This window comes from Oculatella sp. LEGE 06141 (assembly GCF_015207605.1).
GTDB lineage: Bacteria > Cyanobacteriota > Cyanobacteriia > Elainellales > Elainellaceae > Oculatella.
The window spans coordinates 68,050-89,298 of sequence record NZ_JADEWO010000027.1 but is presented as its reverse complement, the minus strand read 5'-3'; the positions used below and the strand labels follow the sequence as shown (position 1 = coordinate 89,298).

The window sequence follows — 21,249 nt, the reverse complement described above, 5'->3', positions numbered from 1 at the left end:
ACCCAGGCCCACCACCGCTGATACAAAGGACGTGGGTGCCGAGGATCAGGCGCAGGCTGCTGACGACCATTGGCAGTCGCAGGTGGCTGTGGCGATCGCCCTACCTGCGACTTCGCTTTAGCAGATGAACCCGATGCCCTGGCAAATAGGGGCGATGACGACGGTGTAGACAAATTAGCCTTCCTACCGTTCTGAGAGCGAACGTTGCTAGACCGTCGAGGAGAGGGGTTTGATGGGCTTGAGCCATCTAGCCGACTCGACAGAGCTTTGAGCCTAGAGAAAAAATCGGTCACTTCAATTCCTCACACACCACCAGGAACTAACCGTTCTAACTAACCGTTCTATGAAACCTAGTTTTTCGTAGAGAATCGGGGAACGGAATCTAAAGGTTATACGATCTGACATACATACACGCGATCGGATGCAAATTGCAAGTGAAGGCAGAAACCAATGACGTTAGAACTGCAAAGATAACCCGCAAAAACAGATCTTCCAAGTAGCCTAGCGTAAGCTGAAGGCGATCGCATCGGTGCAGGTTCTTACATCATGCAGGCTGGTTTAGCTGACCCAATACATCAGGTGAATAGTGTCATTATACGGGAGAGATTTAGAGTAGGTCGTTGTTGCCAGCGGTAACAGCTCGCTCGTCATTTATTCTCCTTGTTCCAACAAAAAAGACAGGTGATTAACCTGCCCTTGATCCTATTGAGTTAGAACAGCGAATAGGATAAATGTTGAGGCTAGATAATAGCGCGGATAGCGGCATGCCCAAGCGCCAGACCCGTAACCAGCATTCCCAATACCAGGAAGGGTTGGGCACTGGCCTGATATTTCACATCGTTCTCAATCGGATTCCGCAGAAAATACATGTCTTGAAACATGATTTGCGGAATGATCAGCAGGATTAAAATCACGGCGTAAAGATTTTGATGGATGCTCATTAAGTAGGCGGCAATTCCGGCCTGGAAGATGTCAATCATCAGCACACAAATCCAGGCAGCAGCTCCAATTCCAAACATAACGGGCAGTGATTTTAGACCCAACTGGCGATCGCCTTCCACACTTTTGAAGTCGTTCACCACTGCAATTCCCAACCCAGCCAAGCTGTAGAACAGGGTTAAAACCACAATGGTTGGCGTTAAGTCACCAAACAAAGCATGGCCTGCCCACCACGGCAAAGCAATGTAGCTAGCCCCCAGAGCATAGTTGCCAAGCCAGCCGTTTTTCTTGAGCTTCAGCGGTGGGGCTGAGTAAATGTAGGAGAGAAACGAACCGCCAATAGCCAGCACAGTAATGGTTGGAAACTCATGCCCTGCCCAGGTGTCCAGGGCATAGGCAACCCCGATGCCAGCGACGAGCAAGACTACAATTTGGGTGACCACCTGCGGAATAGAAATGGCACCAGAAGGAATCGGACGATAGGGTTCGTTGATGGCATCAATGTCGCGATCGTAGAAATCGTTCAGTGTTTGGGTATACCCCGCCAACAGCGGCCCCGATAGCAACATACACGCCGCTGCAACCAAAACATGTTCTAATGACCAGCGGTATCCACCACCCGAGGCGGCTCCGCACAGCACCCCCCAGATCAGCGGAATCCAGGTAATGGGCTTCATCAACTGCAAGCGGATCTTCCAGATGGACGTTTCTCCAGAGTCTGCCCCTTTCATGCCAAGCAACTGTCGAGCTTTGCCGCTACGGGTCTTGGTTGGAACGGCTGGAGCCGCTTTTAGCGCTGCATCATCAAGAGCGGACTCTGGGGTAGGGGTAGATTCGGCAGAAAACTGAGAAGAGGTCGGGTCAGACATGGTGAGTACTCAATTCCAAACGCGTTGGGAAACCTGACGTTTCATTTAATAGCGTAAAGGACTTCTGTTCAACCTGGGCAGTTGGAGAGCGAATTGCAAGCCTGCGTCACAGGTTCCCTGGCAAAGGTGCCCCGTCAAAGATAATTCTTTCAGTAGATGAATAAACAACGACGGTTGAATTAGGGTGTGAAAAGGTGAGGAAGTCACCAAGTTAGCGGGTTATTGCATCTGGCCAAATCGGTTAATGCTATATAAGCAAGGAGAATAGTATGAGCTTAGAGAACAAGATTAAAGCAACGGCTAAAAATATTGAAGGTAAAGTTCAAGAAGCGGTTGGCGAAGTAACCGGCAACCCAGAAGACAAGGCAGCAGGAAAAGCAAAACAGGCTGAAGCATCCGCTCAACATGTGGTTGAAAACCTCAAGGACAAAGCCAAGCAAATCATCGACTAGTTGCTTTTCGGTTGGGTAAATGTCCGTTTTTTGCACAGCCTGAGAGCTTAACTGCTAGCTAGCATCCAACCACACCGACCGTTTTGTGTCTCGTACAGGTAGAGCCAGAAATGCCCTGCATCTGTTCGTCACAACAATGGCGTGACACAGACATAATACAGACGTAACACAAACGGTAACGTGGCAACGAGATTGGTAGAATACGGTTTATTTTGAGGTATTCCGTAATACCAAAAGAGACGGGGCGATCGCCCCGTCTCTTTTGAATTAACGCATGGCTGCGTAGCAAGTAAAGTTCTAGCGAACTAACGAGCGATCGATGCGGCAGAGCCGGAGATGACCCAACCCAGACTCATCAGCTAGCTAAAAGGAAATGATAAGATACCCGTCCTGGAATTTCGCTCCAGTGACTTGCTGACCCCGTAGCTCTGGCGGTAGAAAAATATTGCGCCGCTGGTCGCCCGCTTCTACCGTCACCTCAGGGCCATACTGGGTAAGCTTCACCTGCTTCTTATCAAACCCTGGGAAAAACAGGCTGACTTTCCGTTCTGCAACATTAACGGTGATCGGTTTGGGAACGTTGGCCGCTGGCTGAAAATCGGGTAGTGCATCTATAAGTGTCTGCCAGTCTTCACCCGTCCGCACTGGAAGGGAACTGAGCGACAATGGAGCAAATTCGGTTTGCACATCTGCTGAGGGGTCAGACTGGTTGAGCAAAACACCCCCAATGGTTAGCCCAACCTGCTGAGCGCTACCCCATAAATACTTTGCAGTAGCGATCGCCCCCAAATCATCGGTCGTTACTAAATAAGCTACCGTGCGGTTCGGGTCAGCCACCGCTGCTTTTCCCTGTTCCAGCAGGTCGTTTACCTGCCCCGTGGGCTGAGCAAACGGATCGTTCGACCAATTAACATTCAATACCGCTGCCGCCACAGGTTGAATAAACGGAGAAATCGCTTTGCCCAGGTCTGAATCTGCAAAGACCTGACGGAATCGCCGCATATACCAACTGAGGATCTCTGGCATTCCTAAAATCCGCAGTGTCGTTTGGTTGCCGCTGCCATCGTACACAATTACGTCATACTGACCGCTGGCATCGTACTCGCGAATGGCATTGAGCGTTAAAGCGCTATCCATGCCTGGCAGCACTCCCAGTTCCTGCCCATATACCGCCTTCAGAATCGGAGTCCGCAAGTATTTGGCTTCTTGCTGCTTCAATTCTTCCCAACTGCGTTCCAGCAACGCTGCCGCTCGCAGTTGAAGGACATGCAAATTCGGCTCTAGCTCTTGCGGTTCGCTGCTCACTTGCATCCCCAGCATTAGCCCAAAGGCAGGGCTGGTATCCTCACTCGCTAGCAGAACTCGCTTCCCTTGAGCTGCATACCGTTTTGCAGCCGCGATCGCCACTGTTGTGCGACCTGTTCCGCCCTTTCCCAAAAATGTCAAGATGAGGGACATCTCTCGCGCCTTACCTCAGCTGTCGTTAACATTGATCCATTGTCTATAGTAACGATCGCACCAAGAAAGTGCCCCTACGCCGCTAGGATGAATCGCCCCTACTCAAACAGCACTGCCTCCAGCCTGATGAGGATAGCTGAACACTTCATCTGTAGAGTGGGTACGCCTACCGACTTCATGCGACATTGATTCAGTACCATTCGGCAGATCTCCAAAATGGTTTGAGGGCTGCTAAGTCGATGGAGTGAGTTAAAAGCGTTTGTCTGTGGTAAGTGGTTCTGTCATAGGGACAGAGGCGATCAACCAACGAGGTCTAGCTCATCTTCAAAGAACCAGGTCGTGTACTTGTCTTCAAACCGCACCACGACACCTACACCGCTGCCATCCGTCATCTTAAAGTCTCTGATTTCCCCGACCTGCCCCAAATGTTTGATGGTTTCCTGAGAGGCGCGATCGCGCAACCGACTAAACCGAACTTTTTGACCTATTTCCATCGTCGCTTCAACAAATTAACCAAAACCCAGTGTATCAGTGTATTGATATCTGATTACGTTATTCTAAGAGGATGCTTTAAAAGTCTGGTTTATAGCCCGACACTCGTAGAGGCATGGCATTCGGGCAATCCGTCTCGGTCTATTTCAAGGGTTATCTGCCAAATGCTACGCCCTTACAGGAGACATTGAATCCGTTTCAAACAGCCTCTAAGAGCCTACCGACAGAATTATTGCGTAGTTAGTGCGTATGTTAGCCAAGCGAATTTTACCGTGTTTAGATGTAAAAGCCGGACGAGTGGTTAAGGGCGTAAACTTTGTCAACTTGCGAGATGCGGGCGACCCGGTTGAGCTGGCTGAAGTTTACAACCAGGCAGGAGCCGATGAGCTAGTTTTTCTCGACATCACAGCAACCCATGAAGACCGAGATATCATTTACGACGTGGTTTATCGCACGGCTGAACAGGTCTTCATTCCGCTAACGGTGGGCGGCGGCATTCAGTCATTGGATACGATTAAACGGCTGCTCAGGGCTGGTGCCGATAAGGTCAGCCTCAACTCGGCTGCGGTTCGCAATCCAGATTTTATCAATCAGGCCAGCGATCGATTCGGTAAGCAGTGCATTGTTATTGCCATTGATGCTCGTCGAAGAACCGACCCCGACCGTCCGGGCTGGGATGTTTATGTTCGGGGTGGACGGGAAAACACCGGGCTGGATGCGATCGCCTGGGCCAAGGAAGTAGAACAGCGTGGAGCCGGAGAACTGCTAATCACCAGTATGGATGCAGACGGCACCCAAGCGGGTTACGACTTAGAGCTGACGAGAACGATCGCCGAGCAAGTCCCCATTCCAGTCATCGCTTCTGGCGGTGCCGGCACCTGCCAACACATTCACGCTGCCCTCACCGAAGGGAAAGCCGAAGCGGCTCTACTTGCGTCTTTGCTGCATTATGGACAGCTCACCGTAGCTGAGGTGAAGCAATATCTAGTAGATCAACAGGTTCCAGTCAGGCTTCAGGAAAGCCAAACGGGAGGAGCATAACGCTCCTCCCGCTCCAGCAAACTAATACCAATCTAGGAATGTATAGGAATGCGCCTTACTGCGCCCGTTCCTGATAGTCTGCGGTGCAGGTTTGCAGCATACGCTGGTCGTTATCACTAACCGAATCAATCCGGTTGAAGCCTTCAATTCCAGTCGGAGCCAACGTTGGGTTTCCGGCATCAGCCACATCAGACGTGCTTTCTAACGCAACGGAATAGGGGTGCGCTGTCTGCTCGTAGCTGTCAACCACTGTGAGCGCCATCTCATTGGCCTCAAGGTTGCCATAAAAGCAATCGAACGACGATTGCGGCATGTAGAACGCACCAACCACCTGGTTGTCATTTACCTCAAACACCATGTAAGCTGAACCAAGCTGATCGGGTTGGTTGGCTTGCCCATATAAGTAGATTCCGTCTGACCAGGTTTGAGCATCAGCAGACTGAGAGACCAGAGTTGCTACTGTTGATGAGGCATGTGCTAACGAGGCTTGGCTAGAAGTCTCTGGCGCTTCAGCGGCGCGAACCAGCAGGCTGGGCAGCCCAACGGTTGTCATGCCGACGGTTAAAAGCGCTCCTGTAATTGGCCTGCTATAACGGCTTAAAAGAGTACGCCACGGCGAGGTTGAACGAGTAAAAAGATTAGACACCGTAGTTTCCTTCCTTAATTAAAAGAGTTTGCGAAAAAGTCGAGAAAAATGGGATTCTTAAGCTGATCTCACTCTACTGGAGAAGCCGTGCGCGCCCATTCAACCGTTTGAAAGACTTTACAAGGCGTAAAATTCGTTACTTTAGCGATAGGCTTGGCTGAACAGTCTCAGACCGCAGTGGGATATCGGTTAGTTGTGACTACAGCGCAAACACAGGCGATTCCAGAAAAATCAGTACGAAGTTGAAAAGAATTCTGAAAATCAGCAGCGGAGCGATCGAATCAGTTAAACCCAATTAGTGAAGCGAGTTTGATAGCGACAAGCATAAAGCGGAAAGCAGTCGTTTCACTTCCTGCCTGCGGCTCACCTGACTGGAGGATGCCAGCCAGCCATCCCAAACGTTGTTTATCCTCCTGGTAGAGAAGAATGTTGATTGGGTAATGGTCTGTCGGCGGCAGCAGTTCTTCTAGCGCATCGACACCGAGTTCATGCAGACTGGTATCCATGCAAACTGATACCTGTGCAGACTGAATACCTGTGCAGACTATGGGTTAGCTGGTAAATGCCCCTGAAATAAAGACTTAGGGGTTCAGTTCTAACGCGTCGGTTAGGCCCATCCCGAAAATCAATAAATGCACTGATTCGTTACTCAAACAAGCAGTAACGGTCATGCCGCACTCTTGCGATACAGTTTATTATCCTGGAAACAGCGAATCTCAAGGATCTACCAGAAGGTTGACGAATGCTGAAATATAGTCCAATTCAGCAATCAATAGGCTGAGTTTTGGAGCGCTACTTGAGAGTAGAGGCTACTCAAACGAGAGCAGACTGGATACAAAAATGGGGCGCTACAAGAGCGCCCCATAAGTGTGTTGAAGGAGGAAGCCTAACTTGCCAAATAGCCTCGAACGTTAGCTTTTCGACGACGCAGGTGGTCAAGGGCTTGCCGCTCTAGCTGACGCACCCGCTCTCGGCTGATGTTCATTCGCTGCCCAACTTTAGCCAGAGATAGCTCATTGCCATCGTTCAGCCCAAAGCGCAACGTCAACACTTCTCGCTGCTGTGGGGTCAGTTCTGCCAGCATGTTTTCCAGGTCTTGCCGTAGCGATTCCTGAGTGGTGTAGGTTTCTGGCGATGCTCCTTCATCTTCTAATAGGTCGGCCAGTTCGGTATCCTGGTTGTCGCCAACGCGTAAGTCTAACGAGACAGGTTGACGAGACATAATTAGATACTCGCGGATTTGAGCCGGTTCTAGCTCAAGCGCTTCGGCAATTTCAGCCGGACTGGGACTGCGACCAAGCTGCTGCGTTAGCTCACGCTGTACCTTTTTAATTTTGTTGAGCTTCTCGGTAATGTGAATCGGTAGCCGAATAGTACGAGCTTGTTGGGCGATCGCACGGGTAATGGCCTGACGAATCCACCAGTAGGCGTAGGTCGAAAACTTGTATCCACGGGTGGGGTCAAACTTCTCGACACCGCGCTCTAGCCCCAGGGTACCTTCCTGAATTAAGTCAAGAAACTCCAGGTTACGCTTCTGGTACTTTTTGGCGATCGCAACAACCAGACGCAGGTTAGCTTCAATCATCTTTTGCTTGGCACGCTGCCCCTGGCGTAACGCCTCCTTCAGCTTGTCTTCGCTCAGTTTGATTTGCTCTGCCCACTCAGCATCGGTTGGTTCGCGGTCTAGCTTGTTTGCTAGCTTTTCTTTGGCTTCGATCGCGTTCATCATTTGCTGAACCTGCTTGCCATAAACAATCTCCTGCTCATGGGTCAACAGCGGAACGCGACCAATCTCATGCAGATAGGTACGCACCATGTCTGCAGTGAATAACGGTTTGGTTGCTTGAACTTCTGTGTTTGCAGTTGCCATGGTTTTTTTGAAATGAACTCCTTCAACAGGGACTTAAGAAATAAGAAAGGGGGCGATATTTAGAGAGAGAAGATGCTTCAGTCTATGGGGTCGCAAATCTTAGGGGTCGCAAATCTTAAACGAAGCGTCGCCAAATGAAATACAAACTGCACCCCGCCGGGGGCTTACTAGCGACAAAAGATTTGGAGGACACACCCACCCGCTGTGAAGTGAAGCGACAGGTGAATGACAGAGGATAAAGGTTCACGATCCTCTCGGCAGTTGAGAAATCCTACAGCCTCAACATCTAAACAACTAACCGTGATCGCTCTGAATCAACTAGAGAACTCTTCACTGCGTTTGGCAAACTCTAAGTCGAAATCATTATGAGTTTGCTTTATTCCATGCTAATACAAATTTGCACTATAGTAAAGGGGTGGCATCGTCGCCCAAACCGTACATTCATTTAATCTCCGATTTAGAAGCGGTGATTCATCCTTTAGTATGAATCTATTGGATGAACTCTCTGGACGAAGTACGAACAAGCATTGCACCAAAGCGCTTACATCTGCTGCTGATCATTAGGTTGGCACCTAAATGTGACGAGAATATGACGTACGCAATACAGGTGTTCGTCTAGATTGTCTTTCGGCTAAACTGTCTATTTATTAATGATGAGCCTTGCTGCAAAATCCAGGGTAGGGAGATCTTGCAGGGATAACCGTACCTAAGCTCAGCCGTCTGAGAAGATGGTTGAGCCGTGTTAAGCCCAACGCGAACCGGCTTCTAATCCTCCAAGGTTGGCGGACATCCGAGCCAGTTCTACTGAACGTTCCCCAGATGGGGAATACAGAGGGCTAATGCAGACGGTGGAATCCGACTTAGACCTCTAAGACTTGTATCGTTCCAGGATTACTCTTAGGTTTAGGAGTGATCCTGTGAGGGTTTAGAAGTCCTGTTAGAATTTCTTCTTGTTTTGGAGTTCTTGTTTTGGAGTTCTATAGTATAGCTCTGTTGTCTACTTTTTGCCTGATATTTCTAGAATCCTAAATCTGCTTTGGCCGACTCTGCCGCCTTGAATACCGCCTCGGTTGGCGCTTCTTCCCAGGCTATATCGCCAATGGCGGCATAAAACGTTTCGTCGTATGGGCGCGTTCGCACCACCACCGGCATTGGTACGGCATGTCCCAAGATTAGCGCTTGCTGTTTCGAGTCCAGTTTTGCCAGAACCGATCGCAAACTCTGCCCACCAGAAACGCCCGTAAAGATGGCATCAATGTCTTTCTCATCATTTAATAGAGCCGTAATTCGTGTCCCAACCTGAGACATAACCTCGTTGTCGATTCCAGAGGGACGCTGATCGACCACTAGCAGCGTCACGAAATACTTCCGCATTTCGCGGGCGATCGTACCAAAGATGGTTTGACGCACGGTGGCTGAATCCAGAAACCGATGGGCTTCTTCAATGGTGATCACCAGTTGCCGGGGGCGATCGCTTGGGTTCTTTGTCTGCAAGAATTTTTCGGCCTTATGCACGTAGCTGGCATGAATCCGACGCGCAATGATGTTGGTTGCCAACATGTACGACAGCATATTGGATTGAGAGCCAAACTCTACAACGACGTGCTTTCCGGCTTCAAGGGAATCTAAAATTTGCCCCACATAGTTGTGTGGCGAGCTTTGACGCAGATACTTCAAATCATCCAACCGGGTCAGCTTGCGCTGAAGCGCCATAATGGACGATTTGCTGCCCATCTTCACTTCACAAAACTCCTGAATTTCTTCGTTGCTCATGGATAGCAGCCGCGTGATCCAGGATTTACCAAATTCGTTTCGCAAAATGATGGCGTTTTCCAGGCTGGCTTCCGACAGGTTCAGTTCTCCTCGAACCAGTGCCAGGTCTTCAACCTCAATCTGGTCGTAGCTGATGTAAAGTTCTTGTGCGTCTCGTACACCTCGCCGTTTGGTCGATTGCGTATCGAGTGTGTAGATCTGCACCTGGCCTGGAAACAGTTGCCGTAACCCCTTGACGGTGCTGAACTGTTTGCCTTCGCGGGCGGCTTCCCAGCCGTACTCGGAGTGCATGTCAAAGATTAAATTGACAGCCGCTCGTTTGCGAATAATGCCCGACAGCAAGAGGCGGGTTAAAAAGGATTTTCCCGTTCCCGATTTGCCAAAGATGCCGTTGCTTCGCTCTACAAAGCGATCGAGGTCAATGCAAATGGGCACATCCATATCAATGGGTTGGCCGATGGCAAAGTTGCGCCGATGGGGATCATCCTCCCAGCCAAACACAGCGCGAAAGTCTCGCTCGTGCGCGTCATACACCTGGCTGAAGTGACTGGGAATAGTTTTGACGGGCAACAGTTCATATCCGCTATCGCTGTTGGCTTGATACGACGCGGGTAGAGAGAGTTGCCCATCCTGGCTCTCTTGCTCTGGCGGGGTTGGAAGCTTGCCGTTGGGCGGAGTGGTCGCTTCTGGGGTAAACATCAACATGGGCGTTAAGTTGATGGTGCCAAAGGTACCCGTTCCAGCCAGCACCTCATGCAGAAATGTGTTGCTGGGATCAGGTGGGTTTGCCAGGATACGCTGGCTAGCTGTACCCAGGGACACGTCGGTGAGCATACAAAAAAAGCGCGATCGCCTTCCGTGTACCACCAGAAATTTGCCAACCCGCATATCTTCAACCGAAACATCGGGATGCAGCCGCACTTCTAATCCCTGGCTGAGTGAGCCTTGGATAACCGAACCGAGGGGCTTTTCCAACTCCATGCCAACTTTTGCTGAGACTACCAAACCTACTGGCTTATGGTAGCCTGCTTCCAGCTGTTAATACAGACGTTCTAGCGAAATTTAATCCACGGGTCTGCAAACCTCAACAGCACGCGCTCAGTGTTTAACGCCTGTCGCTCGGCTTAACATCGAGGCTAGATCCAGCTACTCAATATCAATAGAGGTTGGTGCGGAGGAAGCGGGAGGTGTTGCAGAAATCGGGGGCTTGCGGAAATCAGCATAAAGGCGATCGCGCCACTCCCAAAACGTGCTGTAAGCAAAAACATCAGCCAATCCGGGAACGCCCTTTCCTTTGAGTCCATCGGGAATGGCTAAATAAGGAATATCGGGAAACTTGATGTACATCGTCAGCCCTGCAACCGCGAAATCGGCCAGAGTGGGCTGATCTGAAACCAGATAGGGACTGTCCTGAAGCAGCGTATTGAGCGACTCCAGATTTTGTTCCATTGCCTTACGAGCGCTGCGGACGGACTCTGCTCCTAACCCCACTCCGGCACCCAACACATCAAACACTTCACGCGGAAACGACTTCACCAGGTTGCGAACCAGATCGGGCGTAGAAGCGGGTAGCGACGAGAGCCGCAGTTCCGGGCTTTGATTAAACGCGCCCAACATCACCTTGCGGCTATTGAGACCAATGGACTCATCTGCCCATTCTTCCATCAAGAGACAGAGCGCTCGTTGCTTTGCGTCGGCAGGCAAAATGGGACGATCGGGAAACTTGCGATCGAGATACAGGGCGATCGCAGTAGAGTCTGCAATGACCTCGTTGCCATCTTTTAATACAGGAACCTGCCGCTGACCAGATAACCGGAAGAGATCAACCTGCCCAATGCCCGGTGTAACTTCAATTTTGCGGTAGGCCAACCCCTTGTAATCAAGAATCAGCCGTACCTTTTCGCAGTAATGAGACAGTTCAAATTGGTATAGCTCCAGCATTGGTATCTCCTGAATAAAGGCAATGATGAACGTCGTTGGCTTGGATTGGTTGCGTTTGAGTACTTTCTTTAACTGCTGTTTTTGACCACTTTCATCAACGGCTTTCACACCTGACGATTTGCACAAATCACCAGAACTGAGCCTGAAAACCGAGCCTGCAAGACGAACCTGTTTTTGTCGCCGCTTCTAACTTAGCAACGTGAGGAGAACCAGAGGGCGATCGCGCAGTTGATCTAATATCTCCTCCAAGAAACTAACTGCCTCCTGGCGATTAAATATCCGACCTGAGGCATAAATATTGTTTACAAAGCTTAAGAATATTTAAACTAACTCCTGCAACGGATAGGAAACCGCAATTCACTTTTCCTTCACACAAAGGAACAAGAACTTTATCTGTCCGTCATAGTTATTAAGAAACTTTACAACGGATTAACATAAGGAGACATATCTCGATGAATCTACAGAAGTCTGGCCGTTCCATCAAGCAACTGATCGGTATTGCAGGTGCCGCAGCAGCAGGGGCGATGGTTGCACTCCCCGCGATCGCCCAAATGAATCCGGCTCCTAGCATTTTCAGTGAACCGCCTTACAACGGTTCTGCTACGGCTCAAGGCACACCTGAAGCGCCAGATATGACTCTTGAAGCGATGCCTGGAAGCATGGACAAACCTGAAGCAATGGACGCGCCTGGCGGCATGTATGAGCCTGAGGCACCAGCAACCTCAGTTGCTCCTACCGCATCTGAAGGCACTATTGTGGATATTGCCTCCACTGCGGGTAATTTTGAAACCCTCACCGCAGCCCTGACAGCGGCTGGTTTAACGGACGTACTGGCAGGAGAAGGGCCTTACACTGTCTTTGCCCCCACCGATGCTGCGTTTGCAGCTCTGCCCGAAGGCACTGTCGAAGAACTGTTGAAGCCTGAGAACCGTGAAGCGCTGATTCAAGTTCTCACCTATCATGTTGTGCCTGGTACAGTCACCTCCGACCAACTGTCTTCTGGCGATGTTGACACCGTTGAAGGTAGCCCCGTTACTGTCACGGTTGATGACGACATGGTGATGGTCAATGAGGCCACTGTGACGCAAGCCGATATCGAGGCTAGCAACGGCGTAATTCACGTGATTGACCAGGTCATCCTTCCTCCCGGCATGTAAGGAATGGCGGGACTGGGTTGTGCTTCTAAGCGCTGTTGAATTGCAGCCCCAGTTTACGTTTGAGTTAAACCATCGCAACCGCTAACGTGGGGGCTTTGTCCGGCAAAGTCCTTGCAAGGCTGGGAGACAAGAGTGTGTTGCTTCGCTGCTTTTTTAGGGAGTGAAGCAACACACTCTTTGTTTTTATCGATACTGGTTCCGGTTGCCGGGTAGAGATCCCCTTCCTCAAGCGGCTTCATGGCTCAACGACCGATCGCACTTTACCCCTTGAGGCAGTTGCAAAACAGTAATTCGGCACTGAGATACTGATGAAATTGAGTTCTGTTGTGCGCTGGTGAGCGAAATTATTACAACCATTCAGCAAAGTTTGCTGAAATTGATTGGGCAGACCATTGAGATTATTCCTGCCTTGCTGACGGCGATCGTGATTTTGGTCATTACTCGCTATAGCGTTCCTGTGATTCGGCGGCTGGTGAGTGCTGCTGCTGAGCGGGTATTGAAGAGTGTTTCGCTGCAATCGCTGCTAGTGCAGGTCACCTCCGTTGCCATTTGGGTGGTCGGCGTTTTGTTTGCCAGCATTATCCTCTTTCCCGATTTGGGACTGGGAGACTTAATCGGCTTCCTGGGGCTGGGTTCGGTTGCGGTTGGCTTTGCGTTCCAGGATATCTTCAAGAACTTTTTGGCGGGGATCTTGCTGCTGATCAATGAACCCTTTCGCCTGAATGACCAGATTATTGTGGACGAATATGAAGGTACGGTTGAAGCAATCAATGTGCGATCGACGGAGATCCGTAAGTACACCGGGGAGCGGGTAGTGATTCCCAACGCGGTTGTGTTTACTAATTCCGTGCAAGTGTTGACCGATCGCAACTGTCGCCGCACCGATCTAGAAATTGGCTTGGATTACAACACCCCGTTAGCGAGAGCGTTACAGGTTTTGCAAACCGCGATGGCTGATGTAGAAGGCGTGCTGTCCACGCCATCTATCGAAGTAGACGTGGTTGGCTTTGGCGACAGCTCCATTAACTTCATCGTGCGCTATTGGACACGACCGCAAATGCTCCACGTTCGGCAAGTTCGAACCAAAGTCATGCTCACACTGAAGCAAGCCTGTGACGAAGCCGATTTCAATATTCCTTACCCAATTCGGACGCTGTATTTTTTCGATCAGCAGAAATACAACGATCAGTCTGCGATCGAAGCCAGTGCCAACTCGACCCAATGAAAATAGGCGAACCAGTTGATTGTAGAACCAGTCATCTCTTTGTAAACTTATTTTAAGTAAACCCTCAATCGTCTTCCAAATGATCGGTCGTCGCTCCTTACTTCGTACGCTGATTGCAACCTGTCTTGTTATTGTTGCTACGTTATTGGTGGCACCAGCAGCACTGGCACTGGGTGGCAAACAGCCGCCTCTCAACGAGCCTGCCCCAGAGTTTACGCTGCCAACCAACTCCGGCAATGGCAATGTGGCTCTGTCGCAGTATCGGGGCAAATGGGTTGTCGCTTACTTTTATCCCAAGGATTTCACCTCCGGTTGCACATTAGAGGCGCGTCGATTTCAGCAAGATCTGCCGAAGTACCTGGAACGCAATACCCAAATTTTGGGGATCAGCGCTGACGATATCGATTCCCATGCGAAGTTTTGTGATTCCGAAGGGCTAACCTTTCCGCTGTTGGCCGATGTAGACGGTTCGGTGAGCAAGGCTTATGGCTCCTGGTTAGGATATGTCTCCCTGCGACACACGTATATCATTGACCCAGATGGAATTCTACGGGAGCGTTTTGTTGGGGTGAATCCAGCGATTCACAGCGTTGAGGTACTGGCGCGACTAGAGGAGTTGCAGGGAGTTGCAGCCAACGGATAAGGACAAGAATTTACTTCTGCAGGTTGTCTACGAACTTGGGGCGATCGCGGCTGGTTTGGCTGAGTAACTGTTCCAAATCGCTCCACTTCTCGCCTTCCACACACTCAATGATCTGGTTGAGCTGAGAACGGTAGGCCTGGAGCGATCGCACCAGGCACGGACGGTTATACTGCGCCATCATCAGCCCCAGTTCGGGGTTGCCGCCCCCCACTCGGCTTGTATCGCGAAAGCCAGAGCTGGCAAAGGTTTGAGCCAGATTCAGCACATCAGGATCGAGTTCGCTTTGGCAAGCCGCAATCAGGCTGGCGCTAACCATGACTGGAAGATGGGAAATCCAGGCAACGGCACGATCGTGCTCGGCAGGCTGGCAGTAATACACCTGCGACTGGAGCGATCGCGCTAAATGGGCTACGGTTTCCAGCGACTCTGCGGGTGTGGCTTCAGTTGGGGTTAACACATAAGCTCGATTCACAAACAGGTCTGGTTGGGCAGCATCCAGTCCAGATTCGGTCGTTCCGGCCATAGGGTGCCCCCCCACAAAGTTCGACCATTGGGGTTCGATCGCCTCAACAATTGGTTGTTTCACCGAACCAACATCCGTCAGGATGGTAGCGGTTGAAAGATAAGGAACCAGTGCGGCGGTTGTAGCAGCCAGAGCGTGCAAAGGGGTACACAGAAAGATAACGTCAGCGGCGGCCAACAACGATAAATCAGGACTGGCTTCGTCCACTACACCCCGGGCGATCGCCTGTTCACAGGTTGTCTGCTGTCGGCTTACTCCCAGCACAGTATGCTGGTGCGATCGAAAATCTAACCCCATCGATCCTCCAATCAGCCCTAGTCCCACAATACCGATCTTCATAATCGTCACAAATTAAATGCTACGTTGCTGGCGTGCTGCAATTTTGTCATGCCTGTCGGCCAGATGATCAAACGATCGAACGGATGCCGTGCAAAGAGGTTGAGCTGGCTACTTTAGGAGCGATCGCCTTACCTATTGCTGCCGGATCTCCTGTCGGGATCAGGCATTGCTGAGGCTTAATCCCAGTGGGTTGGATATGATTAAACAGAGCGCGATCGTTGATGATGCGGACGATTTAGCCAACACCACTCCAAACACCGCACTTTGCCTGACGTGCTGAGTCCTCTGCTTCGGGCAACATGAGTAGCTATGAGGTTTGTGTCACAATAAAGTTCGTTTGTAATGCGAGAAGTTCACGCTCGTGATTGAGGTAGAAGTTCATCAACAGCTTCGTGCGTTTCTGCGAGAGCAGGGCGAACCCTATTGGCACCATCACTTAACGATGGCGCGACTGGTTGCCCGTGCGCTGCGCCTCGATCGCAGTGCCCTGATCCAGGCGGGTGCGCCTTCTGGCTATCATGGGCGCTATCGGTTGAGCTACCTCATGCCCGCCCTTATCTGGCCAGAACCGGCAATTTTAGTCGTTCCAGAAGCGGTGCAGCAACGGTTGTTGATGGTAGAAATTCCCCGGTTGCGGCAGTGGATTCCAGCACAAAAGGCGATTCGGACAGGCGATCGCTGGCCGGGTGAAGAGTTTCAAGGGCTGTTGCTAACCTCTCCAGATGCCTGGTTCAGCGATCGGCTGTTCAACGAAGGGCGGTTCCCACCTGGAATTCCCACCATTATTGATGGTGCTGATGACATTGAGACGTGGACACGCGATCTGCTGACCACCCAGATTCAACCCTGCGATTGGGACGAGCTAATGCTGGCTTGCCCCGAACACGCCGACACGATTCGCGATGCGCGAGTGCAAATGACGCGATCGATCTTTCAGCATCCGGCGAACCCCTACGAGTGTTATTTAATTGGGCAACCCGAGCAAGACATTTTAACGAATCTGGCTCATCTCCTCCAGGACAACGGTTGGTTTTATCCAGACCCAGAGCTAGGTTCGGCTTCAGAGCTGGCCGAGCCTGTGGCTAAAACCGCCTGTCAACTCACCGATGTCTGGCGATCGCTCTTCCAAAACCTATCAGTCACCGGACAGCTTGTGTGGACAGAAATCAACCGCCGCCAGGGGCAGTTCTCGCTGTTTAGCGGCCCTGTTGAAGTAGCATCTGCCCTGAGTAATGTCTGGTCACAGCAGCCCGTTGTACTCGTTGGTGGCTTTTTAGATTTAGAAACAGAAGCGCCTATCTATCGCCAACGGGTGGGGTTAGGAGATCTGACCTGCCTCAAATTTTCGCCCGATCGCCAAAATGAATTGATCCACCTGTATTTACCGGACGGAATGCCGCTGCCCAATACCCCTCAGTTTCAACCGTCGCTGATGCAAGAATTGCGGTCACTCATTGCAGCCACCAACACAGCAAGCCAGGGCATGACGGTGGTGCTGGTGGGCGATGTGCCCCTAAAAGCGCAGGTCGGTTCTGAACTGGCGGCAGAATTTGGCTCCCGCGTTCAGGTGGAAAAGACGTGCCTGGATGACCACGGTATTCTTGTCTCCGGCTGGGAGTTTTGGCAGCAACATCAAGCGGTGCTGCCAGCACCCCGTCTGTTAGTCATTGCAACGCTGCCGATCCCGTCCTTAGAGGAACCGTTAGTTGCGGGGCGAGTTGCCTACTACAAACAGTTACGCCAAGACTGGTTCCGGCTCTATTTGCTGCCAGAGGCGCTGAGCGAACTACAACGGGCGATCGCTCCCGTGCGCGACTCTCAGGGAGTGGTTGCCTTGCTCGATAACCGGGTTAATTATCGCAGCTACGGACAACAGGTACTTTCAGCCCTCAGCCCTATGGCTCGCATTAACTACGTTGATGCCAGCTTATTCAACCCGTTCAATTATTCAATCCTGGAGTAGCGAGGCGGGGATCACAGCAGCAGCATCGTGCTGACGGAATTACTTGCTCTTTCCGGCTCCGTCTAGAGGTATCATCGTTTCAGAATCATCTAGTTTCAACGCAATAAGGTTATGGGTGAATCAAAGCGTCGAAAGGAAACATTGGGCGAAAAATATGGGCAAGAACCATCGGTCTTACCCTGGCTACCCATCAAAAAAACTCAGGCTGAACAGTTTGTTAAACTCAGCACTCGCGGTGCCTGGATCGGCATTGGTGGTTTAGTCGCCTACTGGGTCGTTGTCCGTTTGCTGGGGCCAATGCTGGGATGGTGGCAAGTCAACTAGCGATCGCGCTCCCCGTTGCAGTTAAACTCGACCGCTTACGGCGAGTCAATCATTACAACTCATCACAATAGTTGATGGCATCAGCCAACATTCGTCATCATTGCAGCCGATTTTGATTGAGTGATAAGGCGCGATCGCCGCTCAATCACCCGCTGGCCAAGGATTTAGCTGAAGCTAACAGCTCTAGTAGACCAACAACGGGAATTATCTCTATACGTAAAGCAAATATAATTTCTGCCTGCATAAAGTGGGCAGCCCGTGATCCCTATGCTAGAACTAGCAGAGTACAGCTAATTATGACGCTTCATAGTCTCTCAGCTAAATCAGGCTCTCAGCTAAACCAAACGGTTTAGGTTGAATCCGAAACCCGCAGGCTAACCCCACAGGCGAAGTAATTCAGGGTTCTATCCATTGAGATAGAGGTTAGCCGTTCCTGTTGTACCTGATACTTTATTGAACCAGGTGGTTAGTTACTCTGATCCAGTGGAACTAATGCATTGGCACCATACAGTTGGCTTGAGCTAATTTTTTAGCGCTTTTTGCCCATTTTCTTCAACCCCGCTTAACTCTGTAATTCAGGTTCATCCCTTCCAAAGAGTCATTTCTTCCGGCCAACGACGAAATTCTTAAGAAAGTATGAATAAGGTTTAGAATTGAGTGTGGTGATAGGAGGTCACGCGTGTTTATACGACTTGCAGATCAGCATCGTCAATTTGTTCAAGATCTGGTTATGAACCTTCAGGCTTTAGCCATTGTGCTAGAGCGCAGAGGCTATCTCGCGTCTTGCTACACCTGTGGCGGTCAAATGAATAGTGCTTCCTTTATGGTAAGCCTTGGCGAAAATCATCTTATTCGGTTCCTGGTTTCTGACTATGGAATTACCTGGACTGAAATGCGTGATGATCGAGAGCTGATGAAGTTAGAGGGTGCTGAAGCAATCAGCCAACTTCAGGAGCTTGCTAATTTGGTTAAGCATCAGGTCAAGCCCTCCGAATATCGCCCTGCGGTAATGCATTAGCCAGGGATCTTACCCCTACAGCGCTCTATTGCCCCCACACACACCGCTTCTACCCTTTCGGTTTAGCAGGGATCGTTGGGTTGTGTATCTGTCCCCGTGCGATCGCCAACGTTGATGTCAACTACAACAGAGTTACGCTGGTTCTATCCTGGATTGTTGCCAGCCGCCGTCATGGATTGGTTTGATCAAGAGTCGCTGGGCCAGTACGTTGGAGCATGGGAAACCCGCGAAGACCATTACCTTGTAGTACCAGAATGTTCTTACCTGAACCTTAAGCTGAGAGCAGACAGGCTGGAGGTCAAGTTGAGACAGGAGCAGTTTGCCGTGCAGCGATGTGGCAACCGCTGGTCTGGTCTGGTCGAGCGTTGGACGAAATGGGGCTGTAGCTCGATGGATACCCAGCATGATGATTTGCATTTCAACTCAGATCAGCCAGACCAGCATTGGATTGGAGTTGAAAAGCAGCGATCGCAACGTCAATATCAGGTTGTTCCTAACCAAGATCCCCGATCGCTGCCGCTAGAGAAGGTCATTTCGCAGGGATGCAGCGTTGAAATAACGCAGCTCAAGGCAAATGATCAGGACTGGTGGAGCTTAGCGTTTGAAGCCTTTGGGGAGCGATCGCAGCAGCAGCAGACTTTGTTGGCGATCGCCAGTTGGTGTGGTCAAATGTCAGACAGTCCAACCCTGGCAGCAGAACAATCCTATGCCTATCCACAATGGCTAATGGCCATCTTGCAGTAGTCAGGTAAGACGAATAGATCATCCCTGAGAACGATTCCCCTATTTCTATTTCGCTACAAATTAAGAGAGCGTTTGTTGCTGAAGTGATTGAGTTTTGACAGGTACTGCTTTAATAGAACCGCTGGGTTGGCAAGAAACCTTACTGAGGATAGCGCTCTCTGTAGTCGTTGGGGCTGTAATTGGTTGGGAACGGGAAAGCCGAGCAAAGCCCGCTGGGTTGAGAACGCATATGCTGGTTAGCCTTGGTTCTGCCATTTTCGTTTTAACCAGCATTCAAACGGGTACGGCTGGTGAGAGTTCGGATGTAATTGCCCGGGTGATTCAGGGCATCGTCGCCGGGATCGGTTTTTTGGGAGCAGGCGAAATCTTCGCAAACTCTCGACCAACCGATGCGAAAGGTGTTATTAAAATCCGAGGGTTAACCTCCGCTGCGGCCACCTGGGTTACGGCGGCGTTGGGGGTTGCCGCCGCCTGTGGCTTGTGGTTAATTTGCCTCGCGGGCACCGTCGTCACCTTTATGGTGCTGTGGGGAGTGAAGAAAGTTGAGTAATCGGCAAGCGGATGCAGTAAATGGTTGCAGCTATCTTCATGTTGCCAAATGCTGCCAAACAGCATACATGTTTTAACCAGGGGACTGTAACTCGAACCGCTTCAAATCGTCCATGTTTCTCAGTTCGGGGAGTTTAGAAGCCGCCGCAGAACATGCAAGCCACTTTAAACAACCGCTTAAGCCTGGATAAAAATGTCGTAGAGAGACAGCATAATTTCGACCACAATCAAAATGACGACATACCACTCAACGCGTAGCCCTGTGTTGTGCTGAAGCAGGTCAAGCACCGTTTCAGCCGTGCGCGAAATTAACTCTAGCTTGCGCTCCAGGGCAATATGCCGTTCTCGAATCTCGTATTCATCCTCCAGGCGCAAGTAAAGCCGCTCTAGTTCCGGCGCATCCCAGAGCAGTTCTGGCTTATCAATAATTTCAACACGTCCTACAATCTTGTGCTGAATCGACAGCACTCTGCCAATCTGGCGCAGCAGTTCTTTGCCTCGGCGTTCATTTTTAGTGCTGCGCTGTAGCTCTGCGGCAAACGGTTCAAGCTGATCAAACACCTCGCCCGTGCCTACTTCGTAGTGTTCTAGCACAACACTTTTAGCTAAAATATCGCCTACGATTTGTAAGCGTTCGATGCTGAACTCGCGCAGCCAGATTACCCCATTTTCAACTTTCCCTGCCACGTTAGAATCAATGCTGAGTTTGATGTCTTCCGTTTCTGGGGTGGTAAAGGGTTCAACAATGAGCGGCTTGAGATAGGTCAGAAACGACGCTTCTTCTACGGGTTCAAGCCCAAACAGCACCACAGCGCCATAGCGGAAGAGAACCGCGCACCCCTGTTCGCCTGCGGTAACCACCAGGGGAACCGTTGCTAAATAATCCGCCTTCTCTAAAGCGTCGAGGTCTAGTTGTTCTCCTAAAAACAGAGCACGCCCTTTAACAAGGTCTTTATCTGTAAACAGTAGTTTGTGCATACCTTTGATTATGGTACGTTGCCTGCTGTAAAGCAGTACGAACTACTACTCACTCAGGCAACGTCAATTCTTCGCGCTTGTAACTTAACTGGAATTCTAGAAGTTGTTTTAAAGGTATCGAATGGGCTGCATTCGCTCCCACATCCCCCAACCCTGGCGGACTTCCGGGCTAACTCTGTGCGAAACGAAGACACCTGCGACACAGAGCAACGCCATCTTATTTAAACCATTGCACCTTAATCAATTTCCCATCCTGGGCACTACACTTCAAATTTTAATTGCAACCGCGATCGCCTTCATTTATA

General features: G+C 50.6%; 22 protein-coding genes. 11 read left to right on the top strand and 11 right to left on the bottom strand.

The window, feature by feature from the left end:
* Positions 1-740 precede the first annotated feature (740 nt).
* Entirely contained in the window at positions 741-1,808 is a 1,068-nt protein-coding gene (gene chlG, locus IQ268_RS18250; RefSeq protein ID WP_193882113.1) for a chlorophyll synthase ChlG, read from the bottom strand.
* 269 nt (positions 1,809-2,077) lie between these two features.
* On the opposite strand from chlG, the gene IQ268_RS18245 reads away from it, so the two are divergent.
* On the top strand, positions 2,078-2,260 hold the full coding sequence (locus tag IQ268_RS18245) for a CsbD family protein (RefSeq protein ID WP_193882110.1): 183 nt from the start codon (positions 2,078-2,080) through the stop codon (positions 2,258-2,260).
* A 363-nt stretch (positions 2,261-2,623) separates the two neighbouring features.
* On the opposite strand, the gene IQ268_RS18240 is transcribed toward IQ268_RS18245, so the two are convergent.
* Both IQ268_RS18240 and IQ268_RS18235 read right to left on the bottom strand, forming a co-directional pair.
* Complete coding sequence (locus tag IQ268_RS18240) at positions 2,624-3,718, bottom strand: ArsA family ATPase (protein ID WP_193882107.1); 1,095 nt, start codon at positions 3,716-3,718, stop codon at positions 2,624-2,626.
* 299 nt (positions 3,719-4,017) lie between these two features.
* Entirely contained in the window at positions 4,018-4,212 is a 195-nt protein-coding gene (locus tag IQ268_RS18235; protein ID WP_193882104.1) for a DUF2862 domain-containing protein, read from the bottom strand.
* Between the two features lie 247 nt (positions 4,213-4,459).
* Between IQ268_RS18235 and hisF the strand changes: the two genes are divergently transcribed.
* Positions 4,460-5,251, top strand: coding sequence for an imidazole glycerol phosphate synthase subunit HisF (gene hisF, locus IQ268_RS18230; protein ID WP_193882101.1), 792 nt, complete (start codon positions 4,460-4,462; stop codon positions 5,249-5,251).
* Between the two features lie 55 nt (positions 5,252-5,306).
* Here hisF and IQ268_RS18225 read toward each other — a convergent pair whose 3' ends face one another.
* The 5 genes from IQ268_RS18225 to IQ268_RS18205 form a co-directional block, all read right to left on the bottom strand.
* Entirely contained in the window at positions 5,307-5,897 is a 591-nt protein-coding gene (locus tag IQ268_RS18225) for a hypothetical protein (protein ID WP_193882098.1), read from the bottom strand.
* A 281-nt stretch (positions 5,898-6,178) separates the two neighbouring features.
* Complete coding sequence (locus tag IQ268_RS18220) at positions 6,179-6,403, bottom strand: hypothetical protein (RefSeq protein ID WP_193882095.1); 225 nt, start codon at positions 6,401-6,403, stop codon at positions 6,179-6,181.
* Positions 6,404-6,783: 380 nt separating this feature from the next.
* The gene (locus IQ268_RS18215; protein ID WP_193882092.1) at positions 6,784-7,767 is read right to left on the bottom strand and encodes an RNA polymerase sigma factor, RpoD/SigA family; all 984 of its coding nucleotides are present in this window, start codon (positions 7,765-7,767) and stop codon (positions 6,784-6,786) included.
* 1,017 nt (positions 7,768-8,784) lie between these two features.
* Positions 8,785-10,521: a helicase HerA domain-containing protein gene (locus tag IQ268_RS18210; protein WP_193882089.1), complete on the bottom strand. Its 1,737-nt coding sequence runs from the start codon at positions 10,519-10,521 to the stop codon at positions 8,785-8,787.
* A 165-nt stretch (positions 10,522-10,686) separates the two neighbouring features.
* Complete coding sequence (locus IQ268_RS18205) at positions 10,687-11,481, bottom strand: glutathione S-transferase family protein (protein ID WP_193882136.1); 795 nt, start codon at positions 11,479-11,481, stop codon at positions 10,687-10,689.
* Between the two features lie 452 nt (positions 11,482-11,933).
* Here IQ268_RS18205 and IQ268_RS18200 point away from each other — a divergent pair, with 452 nt between their 5' ends.
* Positions 11,934-12,638, top strand: a complete 705-nt coding sequence (locus IQ268_RS18200; protein ID WP_228035484.1) for a fasciclin domain-containing protein — start codon at positions 11,934-11,936, stop codon at positions 12,636-12,638.
* 53 nt (positions 12,639-12,691) lie between these two features.
* Here the strand turns inward: IQ268_RS18200 and IQ268_RS18195 are convergent, their stop codons facing one another.
* Complete coding sequence (locus IQ268_RS18195; RefSeq protein WP_193882086.1) at positions 12,692-12,877, bottom strand: hypothetical protein; 186 nt, start codon at positions 12,875-12,877, stop codon at positions 12,692-12,694.
* A 95-nt stretch (positions 12,878-12,972) separates the two neighbouring features.
* Between IQ268_RS18195 and IQ268_RS18190 the strand changes: the two genes are divergently transcribed.
* Both IQ268_RS18190 and IQ268_RS18185 read left to right on the top strand, forming a co-directional pair.
* Complete coding sequence (locus IQ268_RS18190; protein WP_193882083.1) at positions 12,973-13,863, top strand: mechanosensitive ion channel family protein; 891 nt, start codon at positions 12,973-12,975, stop codon at positions 13,861-13,863.
* Between the two features lie 79 nt (positions 13,864-13,942).
* Positions 13,943-14,506: a peroxiredoxin gene (locus IQ268_RS18185; RefSeq protein ID WP_193882080.1), complete on the top strand. Its 564-nt coding sequence runs from the start codon at positions 13,943-13,945 to the stop codon at positions 14,504-14,506.
* A gap of 10 nt (positions 14,507-14,516) precedes the next feature.
* Here IQ268_RS18185 and IQ268_RS18180 read toward each other — a convergent pair whose 3' ends face one another.
* Positions 14,517-15,368: a prephenate/arogenate dehydrogenase gene (locus IQ268_RS18180; RefSeq protein WP_193882077.1), complete on the bottom strand. Its 852-nt coding sequence runs from the start codon at positions 15,366-15,368 to the stop codon at positions 14,517-14,519.
* Positions 15,369-15,729: 361 nt separating this feature from the next.
* Between IQ268_RS18180 and IQ268_RS18175 the strand changes: the two genes are divergently transcribed.
* The 5 genes from IQ268_RS18175 (at position 15,730) to IQ268_RS18155 (ending at position 19,967) form a co-directional block, all read left to right on the top strand.
* Positions 15,730-17,331, top strand: coding sequence for a helicase C-terminal domain-containing protein (locus IQ268_RS18175; protein ID WP_193882074.1), 1,602 nt, complete (start codon positions 15,730-15,732; stop codon positions 17,329-17,331).
* Positions 17,332-17,442: 111 nt separating this feature from the next.
* Positions 17,443-17,655 carry a DUF2839 domain-containing protein gene (locus IQ268_RS18170; RefSeq protein WP_193882071.1) on the top strand — a complete coding sequence of 71 codons (213 nt, stop codon included), beginning with the start codon at positions 17,443-17,445 and terminating at the stop codon, positions 17,653-17,655.
* 679 nt (positions 17,656-18,334) lie between these two features.
* Positions 18,335-18,673 (top strand): DUF1815 family protein, encoded by a 339-nt coding sequence (locus IQ268_RS18165; RefSeq protein ID WP_193882068.1) that lies wholly within the window; start codon positions 18,335-18,337, stop codon positions 18,671-18,673.
* Between the two features lie 114 nt (positions 18,674-18,787).
* On the top strand, positions 18,788-19,417 hold the full coding sequence (locus IQ268_RS18160; protein WP_193882065.1) for a hypothetical protein: 630 nt from the start codon (positions 18,788-18,790) through the stop codon (positions 19,415-19,417).
* A 94-nt stretch (positions 19,418-19,511) separates the two neighbouring features.
* Positions 19,512-19,967, top strand: coding sequence for an MgtC/SapB family protein (locus IQ268_RS18155; protein ID WP_193882062.1), 456 nt, complete (start codon positions 19,512-19,514; stop codon positions 19,965-19,967).
* A 176-nt stretch (positions 19,968-20,143) separates the two neighbouring features.
* On the opposite strand, the gene IQ268_RS18150 is transcribed toward IQ268_RS18155, so the two are convergent.
* The gene (locus IQ268_RS18150) at positions 20,144-20,944 is read right to left on the bottom strand and encodes an RMD1 family protein (RefSeq protein WP_193882059.1); all 801 of its coding nucleotides are present in this window, start codon (positions 20,942-20,944) and stop codon (positions 20,144-20,146) included.
* On the opposite strand from IQ268_RS18150, the gene IQ268_RS32370 reads away from it, so the two are divergent.
* Positions 20,939-21,169: a hypothetical protein gene (locus IQ268_RS32370; protein WP_228035483.1), complete on the top strand. Its 231-nt coding sequence runs from the start codon at positions 20,939-20,941 to the stop codon at positions 21,167-21,169. The two genes, IQ268_RS18150 and IQ268_RS32370, sit on opposite strands and share 6 nt — an antisense overlap.
* Positions 21,170-21,249: the final 80 nt, after the last annotated feature.